General features: G+C 72.4%; 22 protein-coding genes. 10 read left to right on the forward strand and 12 right to left on the reverse strand.

All coding sequences use genetic code 11. The features are described from left to right. Nucleotides 1–273 precede the first annotated feature (273 nt). Both ADK67_RS09515 and ADK67_RS09520 read right to left on the reverse strand, forming a co-directional pair. Nucleotides 274–2,658, reverse strand: a complete 2,385-nt coding sequence (locus ADK67_RS09515; protein ID WP_063797543.1) for a glycoside hydrolase family 65 protein — start codon at nt 2,656–2,658, stop codon at nt 274–276. A 23-nt stretch (nt 2,659–2,681) separates the two neighbouring features. After that, nucleotides 2,682–3,398 (reverse strand): HAD family hydrolase, encoded by a 717-nt coding sequence (locus ADK67_RS09520; protein WP_053716027.1) that lies wholly within the window; start codon nt 3,396–3,398, stop codon nt 2,682–2,684. Between the two features lie 73 nt (nt 3,399–3,471). Between ADK67_RS09520 and ADK67_RS09525 the strand changes: the two genes are divergently transcribed. After that, nucleotides 3,472–4,779 (forward strand): NAD(P)/FAD-dependent oxidoreductase, encoded by a 1,308-nt coding sequence (locus ADK67_RS09525; RefSeq protein WP_053716028.1) that lies wholly within the window; start codon nt 3,472–3,474, stop codon nt 4,777–4,779. A 3-nt stretch (nt 4,780–4,782) separates the two neighbouring features. Here ADK67_RS09525 and ADK67_RS09530 read toward each other — a convergent pair whose 3' ends face one another. Further along, the gene (locus ADK67_RS09530) at nt 4,783–5,103 is read right to left on the reverse strand and encodes a DUF3140 domain-containing protein (protein ID WP_053716029.1); all 321 of its coding nucleotides are present in this window, start codon (nt 5,101–5,103) and stop codon (nt 4,783–4,785) included. A gap of 117 nt (nt 5,104–5,220) precedes the next feature. Between ADK67_RS09530 and ADK67_RS09535 the strand changes: the two genes are divergently transcribed. Both ADK67_RS09535 and ADK67_RS54565 read left to right on the forward strand, forming a co-directional pair. Then, complete coding sequence (locus ADK67_RS09535) at nt 5,221–5,601, forward strand: hypothetical protein (RefSeq protein ID WP_053716030.1); 381 nt, start codon at nt 5,221–5,223, stop codon at nt 5,599–5,601. A 5-nt stretch (nt 5,602–5,606) separates the two neighbouring features. Continuing rightward, nucleotides 5,607–5,738 (forward strand): hypothetical protein, encoded by a 132-nt coding sequence (locus ADK67_RS54565; protein WP_269435987.1) that lies wholly within the window; start codon nt 5,607–5,609, stop codon nt 5,736–5,738. On the opposite strand, the gene ADK67_RS09540 is transcribed toward ADK67_RS54565, so the two are convergent. Beyond that, nucleotides 5,739–6,047, reverse strand: coding sequence for a hypothetical protein (locus ADK67_RS09540; protein WP_053716031.1), 309 nt, complete (start codon nt 6,045–6,047; stop codon nt 5,739–5,741). A gap of 55 nt (nt 6,048–6,102) precedes the next feature. Between ADK67_RS09540 and ADK67_RS09545 the strand changes: the two genes are divergently transcribed. After that, on the forward strand, nt 6,103–6,363 hold the full coding sequence (locus ADK67_RS09545) for a hypothetical protein (RefSeq protein WP_157620046.1): 261 nt from the start codon (nt 6,103–6,105) through the stop codon (nt 6,361–6,363). Between the two features lie 56 nt (nt 6,364–6,419). Here the strand turns inward: ADK67_RS09545 and ADK67_RS09550 are convergent, their stop codons facing one another. Together ADK67_RS09550 and ADK67_RS09555 are read right to left on the reverse strand one after the other, a co-directional pair. After that, a complete protein-coding gene (locus tag ADK67_RS09550; protein WP_053716033.1) occupies nt 6,420–7,049 on the reverse strand; it encodes an SRPBCC domain-containing protein in 630 nt (209 codons plus the stop codon). Further along, nucleotides 7,046–7,390 carry an ArsR/SmtB family transcription factor gene (locus tag ADK67_RS09555; RefSeq protein WP_053716034.1) on the reverse strand — a complete coding sequence of 115 codons (345 nt, stop codon included), beginning with the start codon at nt 7,388–7,390 and terminating at the stop codon, nt 7,046–7,048. The genes ADK67_RS09550 and ADK67_RS09555 overlap by 4 nt, the downstream gene beginning before the upstream one ends. A 116-nt stretch (nt 7,391–7,506) precedes the next feature. Here ADK67_RS09555 and ADK67_RS50645 point away from each other — a divergent pair, with 116 nt between their 5' ends. The 3 genes from ADK67_RS50645 (at nt 7,507) to ADK67_RS09570 (ending at nt 9,997) form a co-directional block, all read left to right on the forward strand. Continuing rightward, complete coding sequence (locus ADK67_RS50645) at nt 7,507–8,154, forward strand: hypothetical protein (protein ID WP_053716035.1); 648 nt, start codon at nt 7,507–7,509, stop codon at nt 8,152–8,154. 202 nt (nt 8,155–8,356) lie between these two features. Then, the gene (locus tag ADK67_RS09565) at nt 8,357–9,145 is read left to right on the forward strand and encodes a sunset domain-containing protein (protein WP_053716036.1); all 789 of its coding nucleotides are present in this window, start codon (nt 8,357–8,359) and stop codon (nt 9,143–9,145) included. Nucleotides 9,146–9,265: 120 nt separating this feature from the next. Further along, entirely contained in the window at nt 9,266–9,997 is a 732-nt protein-coding gene (locus ADK67_RS09570) for an ATP-binding protein (protein ID WP_053716037.1), read from the forward strand. A gap of 12 nt (nt 9,998–10,009) precedes the next feature. Here ADK67_RS09570 and ADK67_RS09575 read toward each other — a convergent pair whose 3' ends face one another. The 4 genes from ADK67_RS09575 to ADK67_RS09590 form a co-directional block, all read right to left on the reverse strand. Continuing rightward, complete coding sequence (locus ADK67_RS09575; protein ID WP_063797551.1) at nt 10,010–10,357, reverse strand: STAS domain-containing protein; 348 nt, start codon at nt 10,355–10,357, stop codon at nt 10,010–10,012. Between the two features lie 137 nt (nt 10,358–10,494). Further along, nucleotides 10,495–11,499 carry a C40 family peptidase gene (locus tag ADK67_RS09580; RefSeq protein WP_053716039.1) on the reverse strand — a complete coding sequence of 335 codons (1,005 nt, stop codon included), beginning with the start codon at nt 11,497–11,499 and terminating at the stop codon, nt 10,495–10,497. Nucleotides 11,500–11,865: 366 nt separating this feature from the next. Next, nucleotides 11,866–12,237, reverse strand: a complete 372-nt coding sequence (locus ADK67_RS09585; protein ID WP_053716040.1) for a DUF397 domain-containing protein — start codon at nt 12,235–12,237, stop codon at nt 11,866–11,868. Continuing rightward, on the reverse strand, nt 12,237–13,112 hold the full coding sequence (locus ADK67_RS09590) for a helix-turn-helix domain-containing protein (RefSeq protein WP_053716041.1): 876 nt from the start codon (nt 13,110–13,112) through the stop codon (nt 12,237–12,239). Before ADK67_RS09590 ends, ADK67_RS09585 begins: the two co-directional genes overlap by 1 nt. Nucleotides 13,113–13,252: 140 nt before the next feature. On the opposite strand from ADK67_RS09590, the gene ADK67_RS09595 reads away from it, so the two are divergent. Next, nucleotides 13,253–13,792, forward strand: coding sequence for a Scr1 family TA system antitoxin-like transcriptional regulator (locus tag ADK67_RS09595; RefSeq protein WP_053716042.1), 540 nt, complete (start codon nt 13,253–13,255; stop codon nt 13,790–13,792). Here the strand turns inward: ADK67_RS09595 and ADK67_RS09600 are convergent. Beyond that, on the reverse strand, nt 13,769–14,662 hold the full coding sequence (locus ADK67_RS09600; RefSeq protein ID WP_053716088.1) for a PfkB family carbohydrate kinase: 894 nt from the start codon (nt 14,660–14,662) through the stop codon (nt 13,769–13,771). The genes ADK67_RS09595 and ADK67_RS09600 overlap by 24 nt on opposite strands. 236 nt (nt 14,663–14,898) lie before the next feature. Between ADK67_RS09600 and ADK67_RS09605 the strand changes: the two genes are divergently transcribed. Together ADK67_RS09605 and ADK67_RS09610 are read left to right on the forward strand one after the other, a co-directional pair. Next, nucleotides 14,899–16,089, forward strand: coding sequence for a lytic polysaccharide monooxygenase (locus tag ADK67_RS09605; protein ID WP_231648093.1), 1,191 nt, complete (start codon nt 14,899–14,901; stop codon nt 16,087–16,089). Further along, a complete protein-coding gene (locus ADK67_RS09610; RefSeq protein ID WP_053716044.1) occupies nt 16,089–16,634 on the forward strand; it encodes a hypothetical protein in 546 nt (181 codons plus the stop codon). Before ADK67_RS09605 ends, ADK67_RS09610 begins: the two co-directional genes overlap by 1 nt. A 10-nt stretch (nt 16,635–16,644) precedes the next feature. Here the strand turns inward: ADK67_RS09610 and ADK67_RS09615 are convergent, their stop codons facing one another. After that, entirely contained in the window at nt 16,645–17,688 is a 1,044-nt protein-coding gene (locus tag ADK67_RS09615) for a LacI family DNA-binding transcriptional regulator (protein ID WP_053716045.1), read from the reverse strand. Between the last annotated feature and the right edge of the window lie 296 nt (nt 17,689–17,984).

Here is a 17,984-nt window from a genome sequence, read left to right on the forward strand (position 1 = left end):
CGGGTCGGCGGGCGCCGCGTCGCCACCGCGGTGTCGCCCCGGTGGTGCGGAGATCGTTCGCGCTGGTCACCGGGGCCGTCGAGCGGTGTGGGCGGTCTGCCGCGGCCCCGGGATGACGGGGATCACCCGGCCGTTATCGGAATACGTGATTGAACCCCGGTAACAGGGGTACCCGTGCCTGCGATGAGGCCTTAGGCGGCCGCTACCCCCCCAGTTGGCCGCCTGACAAGTCCCGGCCGGGCTCCCCTCCCCCCAAGAGTCCGGCCGGGCACCTCATCGTCGATCTTCTTGCGGCGCCGTGCTTTCCGTTCCGGGTTCCCCCGGAACGACTGTGAACGGCCAGCGGACCGAGGGCGACCTCCGGGCAGGCGCGCGGTGCCGCGGCTGGTGCAACCCGGGCGGCTCGGGCGCGTCCGGTGTGGACATCGTGACCGGCACGCCCGGCTCCACCACGATCGGCTCGCCGTGGTGGCTGGTGCGCAGCGCGTCGCCCGCCACGATCCGGTAGGTGACCGAGCCCTCCTCGACCTCCACCGCGAACCGGGTGCCGCGGAACGACATGCGGAACGCCATCCTGGTCAGCCCCGGCGGCAGGCGCGGCGCGAACGACAGCTCGCCGTCGTGGTCGCGCATCCCGCCGAACCCGGCGACCAGGGCCACCCACGCGCCCGCCAACGACGCCATGTGCAGTCCGTTGTGGACATTGCGGTGCAAGTCGTGCAAATCGGTGAACGCCGCCTCGGCCAGGTAGTCGTAGGCCAGCCGCGTCGCGCCGACCTCGGCCGCCAGCACCGCCTGCGTGGCGGCCGACAGCGACGAGTCGCGCACCGTCCGCGGCTCGTAGTAGGCGAAGTTGCGCGCCTTCTGCCCGGGCGTGAACGCGTCACCGCGCACGTGCATGGCCAGCACCAGGTCGGCCTGCTTGACCACCTGCTTGCGGTACAGGTCGAAGTACGGCCGGTTGAGCAGCAACGGGTACTCGTCGGCGTCGGTGCCGTCGAAGTCCCACTCGGCGTGCGAGGTGAACCCCTCGTTCTGCTGGTGCACGTCGAGCAGGTCGTCGTACGGGATCAGCATCCCGTCGGCGGCCTTGCGCCAGCCCCGCACCTCCTCGGCGGTGACGTCCAGCCGCTCGGCCACGTCCGGGCACCGCTCGCACGCGTCCGCCGCGCCGCGCAGGTTCTTCTGCGCGATCAGGTTGGTGTAGACGTTGTTGTCCACCACGGCCGAGTACTCGTCGGGCCCGGTCACGCCGTCGATGCGGAACCCGCCGTGCTGGTCGTGGTGCCCCAGCGACGTCCACAGCCGCGCCGTCTCGACCAGGATCTCCGCGCCGCACTCCCGCTCGAACGCCCGGTCGCCGGTCGCGTTGACGTACTGCGCCACGGCGTGCGCCACGTCGCCGTTGACGTGGAACGCGGCCGTGCTCGCCGGCCAGTACGCCGAGCACTCCGCGCCGCTGATCGACCGCCACGGGAACGCCGCGCCGCGCTGACCGAGCACCCTGGCCCGCTCGCGCGCCTTGTCCAACGTCGAGTGCCGCCACCGCAACGCGTCCCGCGCCGCCTCCGGCACGGTGTAGGCGAGCACGGGCAGCACGAACATCTCGGTGTCCCAGAACGCGTGCCCGTCGTAGCCCGGCCCGGTCAGCCCCTTGCCGGGGATCGCCCGGGTCTCGCCGCGCACCGCCGCCTGCATGATGTGGAACAACGCGAACCGCAGCGCCTGCTGCAGCTCGTCGTCGCCGTGCAGCTCGATGTCCGCGACCTCCCAGAAGTCGTCCAGGAACCGCCGCTGCTCGGCCAGCAGGCCCTCCCAGCCGGTCTGCCGCGCGCCCGCCAGCGCCGCCTCCACCTGCGCGCGCAGCGCGGGCACCGACCGCTGCGCGGACCAGCCGTAACCCAGGTACTTCACCAGCCGCAGCCGGCCGCCCGCCGGCACGTCCACGGCCGCGGTGAAGCGGGCCAGGTCGCCCTCGGCGCGGATCTCCGTGCGCACGCCGTCCTCGACGTCGAGCTCGTGGTCCATCGCGGCGGCCATCCGCAGCCCCGAGTTGTGCGCGTGGTGCGCCAGCACGGCCCGGTAGTCCTCGGCGTGCGCGAAGTCCGCGACCAGCGGCTCGTCCAGCGCCGCGGCCACCCGCGGGTCGTCGCCCTCGTTCTCGACCGGCTCGTTGGCCAGCAGGTCCGACTGCACCACCAGTTGCAGGTCCTCGCTCGGCACGACCTCGTAGCGGATCGCCGCGACGGCCCGCTGCGTCAGCGACACCAGCCGTTCGGTGCGCACGGTCACCCGGCGGCCGGTCGGCGACTCCCACTCCGTGGCGCGGCGCAGCGTGCCGGTGCGGAAGTCCAGCTCGCGCTGGTGCGCGTGGGCCCGGCCGTAGCGCATGTCCAGCGGCTCGTCCTCGACCAGCAGCCGGATCACCTTGCCGTCGGTGACGTTGACGATGGTCTCGCCCGCCTCGGGGTAGCCGTAGCCGGACTCGCCGTACGGCAGCGCGTGACCCTCGTAGAAGCCGTTGAGGTAGGTGCCGGGCAGCCCGCGGGGCTCACCCTCGTCCAGTGTGCCGCGCATGCCGATGTGCCCGTTGGACAGCGCGAACACCGACTCGGTCCGGCGCAGCTGGTCCACCGCGAGGCCGTCCCAGCGCACCATCCAGGGGTGGGTCTCCCATCCCGTCACAGCAGCTCCGCCAAGTCCTCGACCACGACGTCCGCGCCGTGCGCGCGCAACGCCTCCCGCTGCCCGGTCCGGTCCACGCCCACCACGTGCCCGAACCCGCCCGACCGACCGGCCGCCACGCCGGCCAGCGCGTCCTCGAACACGGCGGCGTGCTCCGGGCTCACGCCGAGCAGCCGCGCGCCCACCAGGAACGAGTCCGGCGCGGGCTTGCCCTTGAGCCCGTCGCGGCTGATGACCACGCCGTCCACCAACGCCTGCACGAACGGGCTCAGGCCGGCCGCGTCGAGGACCTTGGTCGCGTTCGCCGACGACGTCACCACGCCGATGCCCAGCCCTTCGCTTTCGACCGCGCGCAGGTACGGCACCGTGCCCGCGTAGGGCGTCACGCCCTCGTGCCGGATGATCGCCTCCAGCAGGTCGTTCTTGCGGTTGCCGACGCCGTGCACCGTGTCGGCGTCGGGAGGGTCGTCCGGCTCGCCCTCGGGCAGCGTGATGCCGCGCGAGGCCAGGAACTCGCGCACCCCGTCGTAGCGCGGCCGGCCGTCCACGTACTTGATGTAGTCCGATTCGGCGAACGGCGGCTCGCCGTGCGGGCGCAGGAAGTCGTCGAACGTGCGCCGCCACGCGCGGCGGTGCAGCACGGCCGTGCTGGTCAGCACGCCGTCGAGGTCGAAGAGGCAGGCGGTTATCGCGTCAGGCAGTCCCAGGGCCATGCCCAGTTGTCTACCCCTTCTCCGTCCGGGGTACCCGCTGGCGGAACAGGACACCGGCGGGAGGGATCGAGCCATGGGCAAGCCGCGCGTGCTGGTCGTCGGAACGGGCTTCGCGGGCTACCACTGCCTGCGCGCGTTGGAACGCGTGCTGCCCGCCGACGCGGCCGACCTGGTGGCGGTCAACCCCACCGACTACATGCTCTACGTGCCGTTGTTGCCCGAGGTCGCGGGCGGTTCGCTCGACCCGCGCCGGGTGGCCGTGCCGCTGCGGCCCAAGCTGCCGCGCACGCGGTTGGTGCAGGCGCACGCCACCGGGCTCGACCTGGCCGCGCGCACGTGCACCGCGATCGACGTCGAGGGCCGTGAGCAGGTCCTGGAGTGGGACCGGCTCGTGCTGACGGCGGGCTCGGTCACCCGGTTGATGTCGATCCCGGGCGTGGCCGAGCACGCGTTCGGGTTCAAGTCGGTCGCCGAGGCGGTGTTCCTGCGCGACCACGTGCTGCGGCAGGTGGAGCTGGCCGAGCAGGCGACCGACCCGGCGGAACGGGCGGCGCGGGCGACGTTCGTCGTGGTCGGCGCCGGCTACACGGGCACGGAACTCGTGGCGCAGGGCAGGCAGCTGACCCGGTCGGCGTTGCGCGGGCGCAGCGGGTTGGCGGAGTCCGAGGTGAAGTGGGTGCTGGTGGACATGGCGCCGCGCGTGCTGCCGGGCCTGGACGAGCGGCTGTCCGAGCCGGCCGCGCGGGTGTTGCGCTCGCGCGGCGTGGACGTGCGGCTGGAGACCAGCGTCGAGGAGGTCACCGCGGACTGCGCGAAGCTGACCGACGGCAGCCGGATCCCGACCCGCACGCTCGTGTGGTGCGTCGGCGTGCGGCCGGACCCGCTGGTGGAGTCCGTCTCGCTGGCGACGGTGAAGGGACGGGTGGTGGTCGACCCGACGTTGGCGGTGCCGACGCACCCGCACGTGTTCGCGGCCGGTGACGTGGCGGCCGTGCCGGACGTGTTCAACGACGGCAAGCCGACGCCGATGACCGCGCAGCACGCGCAGCGCCAGGGCAAGCTCGCCGGGCGCAACGTCGCGGCGTCCCTCGGACACGGCACCGTCGGCACCTACCGGCACCGCGACCTGGGGTTCGTGGTCGACCTGGCGGGCGCCCAGGCGGTGGCCGACCCGCTGCACGTGCCGCTGACCGGCCTGCCCGCGAAGGTGGTGGCGCGCGGCTACCACCTGCTCGCGATGCCGGGCAACCGGCTGCGGGTCGCCGTCGACTGGCTCACCGACGTCCTCGCCCGCCGCCAGGTGGTGCAGTTCGGGCTGGTCCCCGAGGCGGGCGTGCGGCTGGGGGACGCCGAGAAAGCCGCCGCCGCCCGCCGGGGTTGAGGCTCAAGCGGGCTTGAGGGGGTCGTGGCCGATCGACATGAGCCGGTGGCGCCAGTGCGCCTCGCCCGCCGTCGGCTCCAGGTCGTCGCGCCGCTGCTCCCGCACCCGGTCCACCACCTTGCGCATCACCTTCACGTCCTCGGTGGTGAGGTCCGTGCGCCGCTTGCGCAGGACGCGCAGCACCTCCTGGCCGGTCGGCGTGCCTGCCTGGTCGGGGACGGTCTCGCTGTCCTCGTCCGCCGAGCGGGTGCGCAGCCACTCCTCCAGTTCGTGCGAGGTCATGTTCACTACGCGGTGGAAGTCGTCCCACAAGGTGTCGGTCATGGGGGAGAGGGTTGCCGCTGCGACGGCGGGTGAAACTCGGCCCGCCCGGCGCGACCTTTGCGCGATCCGAACATCCGTCGCACGCGCTCCACACCGTGACCGGTCATCGTGGCCGTCATGAACACAGGGATTCGCCTCGCCGTCGTCGTCACCGCCGCGTTCGGGCTCTGCTCGACCGGGGTCGCGGCGGCGCAGGACACCAGCTACGCGCCCATCACCATCAGCCCCGAAAAGGTGAAGCAGCTGTGCGAGCAGCGGGCGCCGAGGATCGAGGAGCGCGTCACGCGGCTGACCACCCGCATCAACGGCGGGCCGGAGGTGGCCGGGTCGACGGCGTGGCTGCGGGCCAAAGCGCAGCAGGCGCGCGACGCGGGCAACACCACCCGCGCCGAGCGGCTGGAACGGCGGCTGGAGCGGCGTGCGGACCAGTTGACCAGGCTCGGTGACGCGCAGCGCCGCGTCGACGAGTTCCAGGCGCAGCACTGCGGCGTCAAGTGAGGGCCGTGGTCGCGGCCGTCGTGCTGCTGTTCGCGGTGGCCGGGTGCCGTGCCGACGGCGCGACACCCGCGGACCCCGGCTTGGACGGCATCGAGGCGACGCTGGACAGCGTCGAGGCCGAGGTCGCCGAGCCGTAGCTACGGGTGGTAGCGGTCGGCCACCTCGACGATCTCCCCGCGGGCGTCGAAGGTGAGGCGTGGCGCGTACGGGAGGTAGTACGCGCCGCTGGTGAAGTCGTGCGCGGTGCACCGGACCAGGCCGAGGCCCTCGCCGTCGAGCCGGAGCCCTTCGGCCGCGTTCGGCGTGCAGCCCAACGGGGTGCGGAACGTCGCGCCAGGGGCGATCCGCGCGGTCCTGACCTGGTCCGCGGTCGCCTCGGCTCGGGTGTTGTTGCTCTCCGCGCGCACGATCCGCGCGGGCGCCCAGGTGATCGAACCGGCGTCCATCCCCCTGATCAGGGCCACGTCCACCGGTGGCGGTGGGGGAGCGGGAGGTGCGGTGGTGGGCTCGATCGCAGGGGCGGCCGCGGTCGTCGGCACCGCGGTCGTCGGCGCGCTGGTCGTCGGAGCGGTCGGTGGTGGGGTCGGCGTCGTGGTGGCCGGCGCGGTGGTGCTCGGAGGTGAGGTCGTCGTGGTGGTCGGCGTCGTGGACGCCGGCCCCGCCGCCTGCCCCGGGTCCGCCGTGCAGGCGGTGAGGAGCAGAACGGCGGCCAACCCCACGACCGGGCCGGTGGATCTCCTGCGCGGTCGTGCCCGGTCGTGAGTGGTGATCATGTCCACGGAAGCTAGCCGTGCCGCACCCCGACGCCCACCGTGGAACTACTCAGGTTCCGCCTGCTGGTCCGGCGTGTACTGGGCCTTCGCCGCCGCGACGGCCGCCGCCAGCTCCTCGTCCGTCGCGGTGCCCGAGGCCTCGACCACCGCCGTCCACGCGTCGATGGACCCGACGTTGAACTCCCGCGTCTCCGGCGAGTCGGCGGCGGCGAGCGGGTCGAAGTCGTCGGGCACCTCGCCCGCGAGGTACAGGCCGAGGCCGAGGAACGCGCCGTCCCAGCCGGGGCCGACGTACAGCGCGCCCGCGCCGCTGCCCGCCATCGCCTTGGGCACCGTGTGCTCCAGCTCGACCGTCGTCCGCTCGTCGGCGTCCTCGGTGAGGCGCAGCTCCACGATGCTGGTCTCGGCGCCCCACGTCAGCCGCAGCAGCTTCGGCGGCGAGCAGGTGAGGACGGTGCCGCCGGCGTTGTGCTCCACCTGGAAGCTGCCGCCCTCGCGCAGGTCGCCGCTGACCGGCAGGAACCAGCGCTTGAGCCGGTCCGGGTCGGTGACCGCGTCCCACACGTCCGCCGCCGCCGCGTCGTAGGTGCGGCGCAGCAGCACGCCGATGGTCTCGTCCGAGCCGGCCTGCACCTCGCGGTGGACGGCCTTGAGCTGGTCGGCGATGTCGATCACTGTTGTTCCTCCTTGAGTCGCCTCTCGCGCTTGCCGCGCGCGAGTTCGGTGGCCAGCGCGTCGAGGTGCCCGCTCCAGAACCGGCGGAACCGGTCGAGCCACTCGTCCACCTCGCGCAGCCCTTGGTCGTCCACCGCGTAGAGGCGTCGGGTGCCCTCGGCGCGGACGCGGGCGAAGCCGTTCTCGCGCAGCACCCGCAGGTGCTGGGACACGGCGGGTTGCGAGATGCCGAACTCCCGGCGGACCACCTCCGTGACCGCGCCGGAGGTCTGCTCGCCGTCGGCGAGCAGCTCCAAGATGCGGCGACGGACCGGGTCGCCGAGGACGTCGAACGCGTGCACGACCAGTATCTTTCAGGCTCGGCTTATATAAGTCAAATCTAAGACTCCGGAATTGTCGGTGGTCGGTGGCACTATCTCGAACGGATGTTCGGTACGCGTTCGAAGGGAGCCATGCGATGCGAGTTCGACTAGATCCCCGTCAGTGGCCCGGCCGTGTCATCCCCGAGACCGACGCCGAGATCGACACGGCCGTCGAGGCGCTCTGCCTGCGCGCGACCTGGCCCGACGCCCACCGCGCCGCCGTGCGCCGGGTCGTCGAGCCCTGGTTCGCGGAGGGGTGGAGCGTCGATGCCCTGCTGGCGGCGGTCGACCGCAGGCCTGACGGCAGCAGGCAGGGCAGCCCGAGAAGCCGCGACCAGGTAGCGCACGACTTCCTCCGTGCGCGGCTGAGGTCGTGGTGGCAGGGGGGCGCGCGGCGTGCGCGCCCCCCGGTGGCGGGCATGACGCTGGGCGCCTGGTGGCGCGTCAACCGGCGCAACGCCCGCTTGACCGAGCCGCGCGCCCGGCGGCCGTTGAGCGCGGCGGGCAGCCTGGCGCGGGAGCAGTCGCGGGAGCGGGTGCGGTCGCGGCTGAAGGACCCGGTCGAGCGGTCGCGCGAGTTGGCGCGGCGGCGGCAGGAGGTGCTGGACGGGTTGTTGGTGCCGGGGCAACGGGTTCCGACGTTCGACGACGCCCGCAAACTGCTGGTCGACGTGCGGCTGCCCGCGCACCCGGTGTGCAGTCGGTGCGGGTGCAGGCAGGGGGTGCTGCCGAACGCCGCTTGACGCGTCCTTAGTCTGTGGTACCCGACACGGTGAATTCGGCCGACGGGTCGTGTGCTTTCGGGTCGAGCTCGTGGTGTGGCGCTTCGTGACTTCGGGTGGCAACGCCCGCGGCGCCCGTCCTGCCGACCGAGGGTGTCGCGGCCTGTCGTGACGCGTCCGGTCGACGTCCCTGTTCCGCAAACTGTGGCCGTAGGAGTTGGCAGTGTCCTGGTTGTTCACCATCGTCCTGTGCGTGGCGGCGTTCCTGGCGGGCGCGGCCGCCGTCTGGCTGCGCCTCAACCCGACCATCCGCGACCTGCGCGCCCGCCTCGACCAGCCGGCCGCCAAGCCCACCACCCCTGCCTCCGACACCTCTACTCCCGACACTCCCGCCGTCGAGCCCGTCGAGCCCGCTGACACCGCCGCCGCCGTCGAGACCCCTGCCGCCGAGCCTGCTGTCGCCGCCGCGATCCCGGCCGCCGAGCCCACTCCGGAGCCTGCGAAGGCCACCGAAGCCGTCGAGGAGCCCGTGGCCGCCAAGGCTCCCGAAGCCGTCGAGCCCGAGGTCGCCGTCGAGCCCGAGCCCGTCGCGGTCGCCGAACCGGTCGCGGTCGAGCAGCCCGCCGCCGTGGAGCCCGTCGCCGAGGTCGAGCAGCCTGCCGAGGAAGCCGCGCCCGCGCCCGCGCCTGCCGCCGCCCCCGCCTCCGCCGTCGAGGTTGAGGTCGAGGCCGAGGAAGCCGCCGCCGAGCCTGCCGCCGAGCCCGAGCCTGTCGCCACCGTCGCCGAGCCCGAGCCCGCCACCACCCCTGTTGCGGCCCCTGTCGCGGCGGATGCGGTGGAGGAGTCGTTGGAGGTCAAGGCGAACTCCAAGTCGATGATCTTCCACACCCCCGACTCGCCGTACTACAAGCGCATGAAGGGCGATGTCGTCTTCAGCTCGGTCGCCGAGGCCGAGCGCGCCGGCTACACCCAGTGGACCCCGAAGTCGAAGGTCGCCTCACCCGCGCGATGAGGTGAGCCCATCCGGACCAACCGTGCGTCGCGAACAGGCGAATAGGGTTACACCGCTCGGGTATTCACCGATCGGGGTGACCTGATGCCAACGCGAGATCGTGGGCAGGGAGGCGGCAGCGTGGCCGCACTCGCGCTCCACCGCACGGACGTCGACGGCGCGGCGGTGGTCCGGCCGACCGGCCGGCTCGACCTGACCACCTATCGCGAGCTGCGCGACGGGCTGCTCAAGTGCGCCGTGGACGAGCCCACCGCCGTGATCGTGCGGCTCGACGACGGCTTCGAGTGCGCCACGCCCGCGTTCATGTCGGTCTTCACCACGGTGGGGCTGCGCGTGTCGGAGTGGCCGGGCGTGCCGGTGATGCTGGTCGGCGAGTCACCCGGCCACCGCCGGGCGCTGGAGGCAGGCGGCGCGACCGGCCGGGTGCCGCGGTTCACCGCGCTGCACGCCGCCCTGGCCGCCGTCGAACGCCCGCCCGAACGCACGCGTGACGAGACGCAGTTGCCCGACTCGCTGCTCAGCGGCCTGCTGGCGCGGCACTTCGTGCGCGAGACGTGCCAACGCCTGCACGTCACCCACCTCGTCCACGACGCGGTCACGGTGGCCACCGAGCTGGTCGAGAACGCCGTCCGGCACGCCCGCTCGGCGCCGGTGCTGCGCCTGGAACTCCGGGGCCGCCGGCTCACCGTCGCGGTGCGCGACGAGAGCACCGACCCGCCCCTGGAGCCGAAGGCCGACCCGCTGCGCCCCGGCGGCTGGGGCCTCACGATCGTGTCGTCGCTGAGCCGCACGTGGGGCTGCTACCCGTGGCCGCACGGTGGCAAGGTCGTCTGGGCCGTCCTCGGCGACTGAACGCCGAGCCCGTCAGCTCGCCTCGCTCACCGCCGTGACGATCGTGAAGTGGTCGGTGAGGTCCGTCAGCTCCAACGGGTGCAGCACGACCTTCGTCGTCGCCACCAACCGCAGCGCCGCGCCCACCGCCTCGCACGCCGCTCGCAGCGAGATCAGCAGGTTGATGCCGGTCGACCCGAGGAACGTCACCCCGGACAGGTCGAGCACGAGGGCCCGGCTCGCGTCGCCGAGCCTGCGGTGGACGTACTCCTCCACCAGCGGCGCCGTCGCCATGTCCAGCTCACCGGCCACGGCGACGACCACGACGCCCGCGGACACCTCGCGCGCCGTGAGCGCGACGGCGTCGGTGAAATCTTCCATGTCCACCCCTGGCTGTGGTCGGCAGAGTGCGGCTGCCTGCTCAACCGCGTCCAGCCTAGGCCCAGGAGAACTGTGAGCGCCCGTCAGGACGGGTGCAACTCCTCTGCCCCCCGACACCGGCCGGTCGGGCGGAGGCCTCAGCCGACCACGCGCCGGATGACGTCCACCGGTCCGATGGACTCGATGTCCTGCACCTTCACCGGCACGCCCTCGGTGGACGCGTGCACGGCGCGGATGCCGTCGATCGCCATCGCCACGTGCGTCTGGCCCGAGTAGTAGATGATCAGGTCGCCGGCCTTGACGTCGTTGCGCGTCACCGACCGGCCGATGGTCGCCTGGCCGTACGTGGTGCGCGGGATCGCGATGCCGACCGACCGGTACGCCGCCTGCATGAGGCTGGAGCAGTCCCAGGTGTCCGGGCCGTTCGAGCCGTACACGTAGTCCTTGCCGCGCTGCCGCAGCGCGAACGCCAGCGCCTCACCGGCCTTGCCCGCCGGCACGGGGATCGCGCTCATGTCGCCCGCGTTGTTCAACGCCGCCCGCTCCGCCGAGCTCAACGAGCGGTAGGCCTCGCGGGCTTCGGTGATCTGCCCGTCCAGCGCCGCCTTGCGCTGGTCGATGTCCGCGATGGCCTTGTTCGCGGCGTCGGCGGCCTCACCGGCGCGGCGGGCCGCGTCGTTGGCCAGGTCGACGGCGTCGCTGAGCCCTTGCAGCGCTTCCGCGTTGTCACCCGCGAGCACGCCGAGCGCGGACATGCGGTTGAGGAAGTCCTGCTGCGAGTCGCTGACCAGCAACGCGGACAGCTGGCCGAACCGGGCGCCCTCGAAGGAGGCCTCGGTGAGCAGGTCGACCTGGCCGCGCAGCGCTTCCTGCGCCTGCTGTGCCGCGGTGATGTCGCGGTTGGCCTGGTCGAGCGAACCCTGGGCGTTGGCCAGCGTCTCCTGCGCGCGCAGGTGCTCTTCGTTGAGGGCCTCGGCCTGGTGGGAGAGGTCGTTGTACTTCTGCAACGCCTCGGACGCGTTGCCCGGCGGCTCGGGGTCTGCGACGGCCTGGGGGAGGGGCAGTGCGGCGCCGAGCAGCGCGGAGACGGCGATGGCCGTCAGGGCCGCGCGGACGGTGCGCTGAGCGGGTTTCGACGCCACGGTTCGCGCGATCCTCCTTGAGCAGGCTGGGCCCCGAACGGGTTACACCCGCCCAGGGTCTCGGACAGGTTACGGAACGCGCCGGCGCCAGTCCATAAGGGGTCCGCTTCCGCCGGTTCCGGCGGACGCCCAGCCCACGGCCCCGCATCGAGCCGCGGCACGCCGCGATCGTCCCGACAGCGCGACGTCCCGGCGCCGGAAGATCACGCTTCGGGGTGAAGCACCGGTCGACGTGGCGCCAGGCGGGACGTGCGTCGACGTGCTCCGCGTGTACTTCCGGATGCCCTGCGCGCCACCAGGTGTGCTGCGTTCGCGCCGGGCGGCGACACCCGCTCGTGGCTGCTGCGGCCGGAACCCGCGGTCGGGTCAGCTCGCCCGTGCGACGACGGCGGAGTGGGTGAACTCGCCCGCCCGGACGCCCCGCATGAACATCTCCCACTCGCCCCGCGTGTAGCGCAGACCCGTGTCCTCGTCGCGCGCACGGAGGATCGCGCCGCCGCGCGGCCCGGGCAGCACGGCCAGCGCGCCGTCCGCCTCGACCGAACCCGACACCAGTTGGCCGAGGAAGTCGTCCCACGCCGCGGCGTCCACGGTGATCACCGGCCCGGCGCCCTGGTCCTTGGTGTCGCGAACCTGGACCACGGCGCCGTCGAACATGACCTCGACGCAGTCACCCGACGCCGTGCTGAAGCTGCTCTTGAACCAACCACGCGCCGTGGCCGAGGGGGTGTAGGGCATCAGAACCGCTCCATCTCGTGGTAGACCGCGTCGATGAACTCGCGCGAGTCGCGGTCGCCGAGCGCTCGGTCGAACGTCTCCGCGAAGCTCGCCGTCGACTCGAGTATCACTTGGCGCTTGTCGATGATGACACCGCTGATCGCGGTCTCCTGGTAGATCAGGTCGCCGAGCCTGTTGGAGCGAAAGGAAAGGATCTTCAACGCCGCGCCGAGCAGCGGGTGCGCCCCGGCCGCGAACGGGATGACGCGGACGCGGACGTGACCGCCGTTGCGGTCGAGGACGTCCAGCAGGTGCGCCAGTTGCCGCCGCATGACACCGGTGTCGCCGACGAGTTGCCGCAACGCGGCTTCGCCCAGCACGACGTCGAGCCGCAACGGGTCGTCAGCGTCGAGGCGGACCTGCCGCGCCAGCCGCGTCGCCAACCTCGGGTCGACATCGACCGGCCGGATGTACGGCGTGCCCGCCCGGACCACCGCCCGCGCGTAGTCCGCGGTCTGGAGCAGTCCGGGGATGATGTCCGGCGCGTACTCGCAGACCTTGTCGGCGCCCGCCTCCAACCCCAGCAACCGCAGGAAGTCGTCCGAGTAGAGGCGGGCGTGGTCGTACCACCACTCCCGCCGCTCCGTCTGCGCCCGCAACGATTCCAGCTCGGCGCGCTCGTCGTCGGCCAGCTCGTACGCGTCGGCGAGATCACCGAGCTTCGCGGCGGTGAGCCGACGTTTGCCGGACTCGATCGCGGACAGGTTCGTGCCGCCGATGCCCGTCGTCCTGCCGACCGCCGCCGCCGTGAACCCGAGCCGTTCCCGGTGTTCCCGAAGCCTCAGCCCGAGTTCCCACGCCTGCACCGTGCTGGAGATCGGGGCGTCGTCGCCCATGTCCTTCGTCCCGTCGGATCTGGTGGCCCGGAGCGGTACAGAGGGTAGCGACCGGGCACTCGTTCGATGAGTCGACATCGGGATAACTATCAAGATAGCTTCGGTCCCGGGAGTGCTCCGGCAGCCGAGGTGATGACCTGATGGACCACAAGCCGACGCTGCGTGGCCGACTGCTCGGGCTGGAGCTGCGCCGGGTCCGGGAAGCCGCCGGCCTGACCGTGGCCGAGCTGGCCTCGCGGACCGAGCAGTCCGCGCAACGGATCCAGCGGCTGGAGGACGGCAGCGCCGCGTCGCCGACACCCGACCCGACCCTGTGGTGCGCGTGGGGCGCCGAGGCGTCGAGCGTGATCAACGTCCTGTGCCGCACCGCGACGCGGATCGACGTCTTCGCCCCGCTGGGCCTCCACCCGTCCCTCGGGCAGCTCGACGCCGACCGCTGCACGGCCTACGTGCTGGAGGGCACCGCCGTCGACCGCGCCGACGTCACGGTCCGCGTGATCCCGCGCGGCGCGGAACTCTGCCCCGGCATCACGCACCCGTTGACCCGGTTCGCCCTCGCGGACGGCCCGGCCGTCGTCTTCTACGCCTACGTGCACCGCGCGCTGTTCACCGAGGAACCCGACCACCTCCGGTCGGCGGACCAGCTCTTCGAACGCCTAACCGACGTGACGCGCGCCTGACGGGAGCCCGGCGAGGTCCGTCCGCCCGCCGGGGTGGCCCACCGCGCGCCCCGCGGCGGCCGTGGCCAGCCTGCCCGCGTCCTCCGGGTCGTCACCGCGCGACAACGCCACGGTCAACGCCGCCACGAACGCGTCACCGCCGCCGGTGGTGTCCACGACCTCCTCGTCGGTCAACGGGATCACCGCCGAACCCCCGCTCCACGTCAGCACGTTCGCCTCGCCCGACACCTCCAGCGCCACCACGGACGGCCCCCGCGCCAGCAGCTCGCGTCCCGCCCGCAGGGCCGCCTCCGCGCCGGTGATCGACCTCCCGGTCAACGCCTCCGCCTCGCGGTGGTCGGCCCGCACCACGTCCGCCGCGGCCAGGAGTTCGGCCGCACGCCCGCCCGGCGCGCCGTCCAGCACGACCAGCCCGGTCGCCGCGCGGACCGCCGCCAGCGCCGCGTCGGCCGGCTGCTGCAACTGCACGATCACCGCGTCCGCGCCGGCCAACGTCGCCGACGCGGCCCGCACGTCGTCCGCCGTCACGAGGGTCGGGCCGGGGACGTCCTCCAGGTACCGGTACTCGCCGGCGCACACGACGTCCACGATCAGCGCCGTCCGGACGCCCTCCCGGCACACCACCGCGGTGGTCGCTACGCCGTCCGCGCCGAGCCGCTCGACCAGCAGGCGGCCTTCCCTGTCGTCCCCCACGACCCCGACGAGCGCGGCCGTCGCGCCGAGCTGCCGGGTGCCCCGGGCGATGTTCGCGCCCTTCCCGCCGAGCATTTCGCGACGTTCCAGCACGCCCGCGCGGCCACCGGATCCGGGCACCTCGGGCACCACCAACACCAGGTCACGGGCTATCTGACCGACCACCGCGATCCGCATGGTCGAGCGGTACCCGGTGGCCACCAGTTGAAACGGGTCGTTGACGTGGCGTCACCGGTAATGCGATCGTAATTCTGGGAGCGCTCCCAGGCTCGTGGATTCACAGATCACCGTCGATCTGAAGGAGAAGGTCCTTGCGACTCAAGCGCTTTGGGGCGTTGGCTGTTGCCGCGCTCGGTATCGTCGGTGTGACCAGCGTTTTCGTCCAGAGCGGCGTAGCGGTGGCACACGGGTCGATGACTTACCCCCCAAGCCGCACCTACGCCTGCTACGAAGACGGCAGGGCGGGCAGCGGCGGCGGTGACCTGAGCCCGACGAACCCGGCGTGCGTCGCCGCGGTGCAGATCGGTGGCAAGCAACCGCTGTGGGACTGGTACGGCAACCTGATCAGCCAGGCCGCCGGCAAGCACCGCGAGATCATCGCCGACGGCGACCTCTGCGGGCCCACCACCAAGTACGACGCGTACAACCTGGCCCGCAGCGACTGGCCGGTGACCACGCTGCAGGCCGGCGCGCGGATCAACTTCAAGTACAACGCGTGGGCGCCGCACCCCGGCACCTGGGACCAGTACGTCACCAGGGACGGCTTCGACGTCACGCAGCCGCTGAAGTGGTCCGACCTGGAGCCGGTGCCGTTCGACAGCATCACCAACCCGGTCGCGTCCGGCGGCGAGTACTCGTGGAACGGCACCCTGCCGAACAAGTCCGGCCGCCACATCATCTACTCGATCTGGCAGCGCAACGACAGCCCCGAGGCGTTCTACAGCTGCTCGGACGTGATCTTCAGCGGCGGCAACAGCGGCGGTGACACCCAGGCGCCGACGGCCCCGGGCACGCCCACCGCGACCGCCACGGCCGACTCGGTCTCGCTGAGCTGGTCCGCGGCCTCGGACAACACCGGCGTCAGCGGCTACACGGTCTACCGGGAGGCGGGCGCCACCGACGTGGCGGTCTCGACGTCCTCCGGCACCACGGCGACCGTCACCGGCCTCGCCTCGGACACGGCGTACCAGTTCTACGTGGTGGCGCGGGACGCGGCGGGCAACACCTCGCCGCCGTCGACCGCGGTGTCGGTGCGGACCAGCACGGGCGGCGGCACGACGCCGGGCGCGTGCGCGGTCACGTACAGCGTGCCCAGCTCGTGGTCCGGCGGCTTCACCGCGAACGTCTCGGTGAAGAACACGGGCACCAGCGCGGTCAACGCGTGGCAGCTGGTCTGGGACGTCCCCGCGGGTCAGGGGATCGGCCAGGCGTGGTCGGCCGTGGTCGCCGTCGCGGCGGGCAAGGCCACCGCGAAGGGCGCCAGCTGGAACCAGAACATCCAGCCGGGCCAGACGGTGAGCTTCGGGTTCAACGGCACGTCGCAGGGGACGCCGACGAACCCGACGTCGTTCGCCCTCAACGGCGCTTCCTGCGCCGCGGCCTGATGTTGGGGCGGTGCGCGGCCCTGGTCGCGCTCCTGGTGGGGTCGGTCGCCTGCTCCTCGGCGGCGACCGGCTCCACCGGCCTGGGCTCCAACGCGCTCGGCCCGCCGCTGGCCACGTCAGTGGAGGTGGGCGAGTGGGTCCAGGAGAAGACCGGGCAGTGCGACGAGGTGGCGCCTCGGACGTTGGAGGAGTTCGCCGAGTTCGTCGGGCCGCTGCGGGCGAAGCTCTACGCGCCGTACGTGGCGGAGTGGGCGACGTGCGAGGCGGGTCCGTACGAACGGCTCGGGCTGGTGGTGTTCCAGCGCGAGAAGCTGCCGGACTTCCAGAACTCGTGGAAGGGCGCGCTGTCGAGCGGCGAGGTCTCGGACAACCCGGACTTCGGGTTCGGCAACGGCTTCGCGTTGAGCGGCACGCTCGGCCTGGAGCTGTTGGGACTGCACGAACTGCGTTGCACACCGGTGGCGCCCGGCGAAGAAGTGGGACACACCCTGCCCGCGGAGGCGGACGGGTGCACCTACGTCCAGAAGCCGGGCCACCACCACTAGAGGCGGCTCGTCAGCGTGGCGCGGCGGTGCTCTGACGCACCACCAGCGTGGTGGCAAGCTCGATTCGGCGGTGTTCGGGCTCTTCACCACGTGCCAGCGTGATGGCGAGACGGGTGCCCGCCGCGGCCATGTCCTGCAGCGGCTGCCGGACCGTGGTCAGCGGCGGGCCCACCCACTGCGCGACCGGGAGGTCGTCGAAGCCGATGACGCTGAGGTCTTCCGGGATGCGCAGGCCGGCCGCGCGTGCCGCTTCGTAGACGCCGAGGGCTTGGAGGTCCGACCCGGCGAAGACCGCCGTCGGCGGGTCCGGCAGGTCGAGCAGCGGCGCGAACTGGGCGCGACCGGACTCGACGTGGAAGTCGCCGTACCGCACCAGGTCCGGGTCGTAGGCCAGGCCGGCGGTCTCCAGCGCGGCGCGGTAGCCGTCCACGCGGGCGCGGCTGCACAGGACCCGTTCCGGGCCGCCGATCATGGCGATGCGGCGGTGGCCGAGTTCGATCAGGTGGCGGGTGGCGGTGAGGCCGCCGTTCCAGTTGGTGGCTCCTATCGAGGGCGTCTCCAACTGGGGTTCGCCGATCGGGTCGACCACGACGACCGGGATGTCCCGCGCGCGCAGCTTCGCCAGCTGCGAGGACGTGAGGTCGGAGAAGACGGAGATCACGGCCAGCGGCTTGCGCGCGATGACGCCTTCGAGCCAGCCGTGGCCGGGGGTGAGCCTGCCCTGCGACTCCGACAGCACCAGGGCCAGGCCCTGCTCGGAGGCGACCTGCTCGGCGCCGCGGATGATCTCCAGCGCCCAGGCGCTCTCCAGCTCGTGGAACATCAGTTCCACCAGGTTGGACCGCCGCGACCGCTCGTCCGCCCGCCGCTGGTAGCCGTGCCGCCGGATGATCGCCTCGACCCGTTCCCGGGTGTGCGGCGCGACGTCGGCGCGACCGTTCATTACCTTCGAAACAGTCGGAACAGAGACCCCGGCTTCTGCCGCGATGGCGGCAATGGTGATCTTGCCCGAGGCTGTGCCATCCGAGGGTGACGGGTCGGCTTTGGTCGGCATGAGGGCAGTCTACGGCAGCCCCGCCCAGTTCCGGCCGCTAGACGCGGGGGAGCGGTGGTGGGTTGTTCGTCACTCGGAGTGCACGTAACTCGTTCGAAACAATCGACGTTTCAATCGAAACTGTCGAATGTCCGGTTCCTCCCACCCAGCCGCGTCACCGAGGTTACCGCAACGTGGAACGCGTCTTGCCCGAAAGTGACGGCCTGGCGGCCGAACGGGGGTCGTCCTGAACGTTGAATTCACGTGTCCCGAACGTTGGACTCTCGCGTCCTGAACGTAGGACTCGCGCGCGTGTC

Origin of the sequence: Saccharothrix sp. NRRL B-16348, from assembly GCF_001280085.1 — a bacterium.
Taxonomy (GTDB): domain Bacteria; phylum Actinomycetota; class Actinomycetes; order Mycobacteriales; family Pseudonocardiaceae; genus Actinosynnema.

Coding starts and splice junctions, on each gene's coding strand:
- ADK67_RS09515 (WP_063797543.1), bottom strand. CDS start 2,658: ATGGTGCGCTGGGACGGCCTCGCGGTGGACCAGCTGCGCCGGACCGAG.
- ADK67_RS09520 (WP_053716027.1), bottom strand. CDS start 3,398: ATGGCCCTGGGACTGCCTGACGCGATAACCGCCTGCCTCTTCGACCTC.
- ADK67_RS09525 (WP_053716028.1), top strand. CDS start 3,472: ATGGGCAAGCCGCGCGTGCTGGTCGTCGGAACGGGCTTCGCGGGCTAC.
- ADK67_RS09530 (WP_053716029.1), bottom strand. CDS start 5,103: ATGACCGACACCTTGTGGGACGACTTCCACCGCGTAGTGAACATGACC.
- ADK67_RS09535 (WP_053716030.1), top strand. CDS start 5,221: ATGAACACAGGGATTCGCCTCGCCGTCGTCGTCACCGCCGCGTTCGGG.
- ADK67_RS09540 (WP_053716031.1), bottom strand. CDS start 6,047: ATGGACGCCGGTTCGATCACCTGGGCGCCCGCGCGGATCGTGCGCGCG.
- ADK67_RS50645 (WP_053716035.1), top strand. CDS start 7,507: ATGCGAGTTCGACTAGATCCCCGTCAGTGGCCCGGCCGTGTCATCCCC.
- ADK67_RS09575 (WP_063797551.1), bottom strand. CDS start 10,357: ATGGAAGATTTCACCGACGCCGTCGCGCTCACGGCGCGCGAGGTGTCC.
- ADK67_RS09585 (WP_053716040.1), bottom strand. CDS start 12,237: ATGCCCTACACCCCCTCGGCCACGGCGCGTGGTTGGTTCAAGAGCAGC.
- ADK67_RS09590 (WP_053716041.1), bottom strand. CDS start 13,112: ATGGGCGACGACGCCCCGATCTCCAGCACGGTGCAGGCGTGGGAACTC.
- ADK67_RS09595 (WP_053716042.1), top strand. CDS start 13,253: ATGGACCACAAGCCGACGCTGCGTGGCCGACTGCTCGGGCTGGAGCTG.
- ADK67_RS09600 (WP_053716088.1), bottom strand. CDS start 14,662: ATGCGGATCGCGGTGGTCGGTCAGATAGCCCGTGACCTGGTGTTGGTG.
- ADK67_RS09605 (WP_231648093.1), top strand. CDS start 14,899: ATGACTTACCCCCCAAGCCGCACCTACGCCTGCTACGAAGACGGCAGG.
- ADK67_RS09610 (WP_053716044.1), top strand. CDS start 16,089: ATGTTGGGGCGGTGCGCGGCCCTGGTCGCGCTCCTGGTGGGGTCGGTC.
- ADK67_RS09615 (WP_053716045.1), bottom strand. CDS start 17,688: ATGCCGACCAAAGCCGACCCGTCACCCTCGGATGGCACAGCCTCGGGC.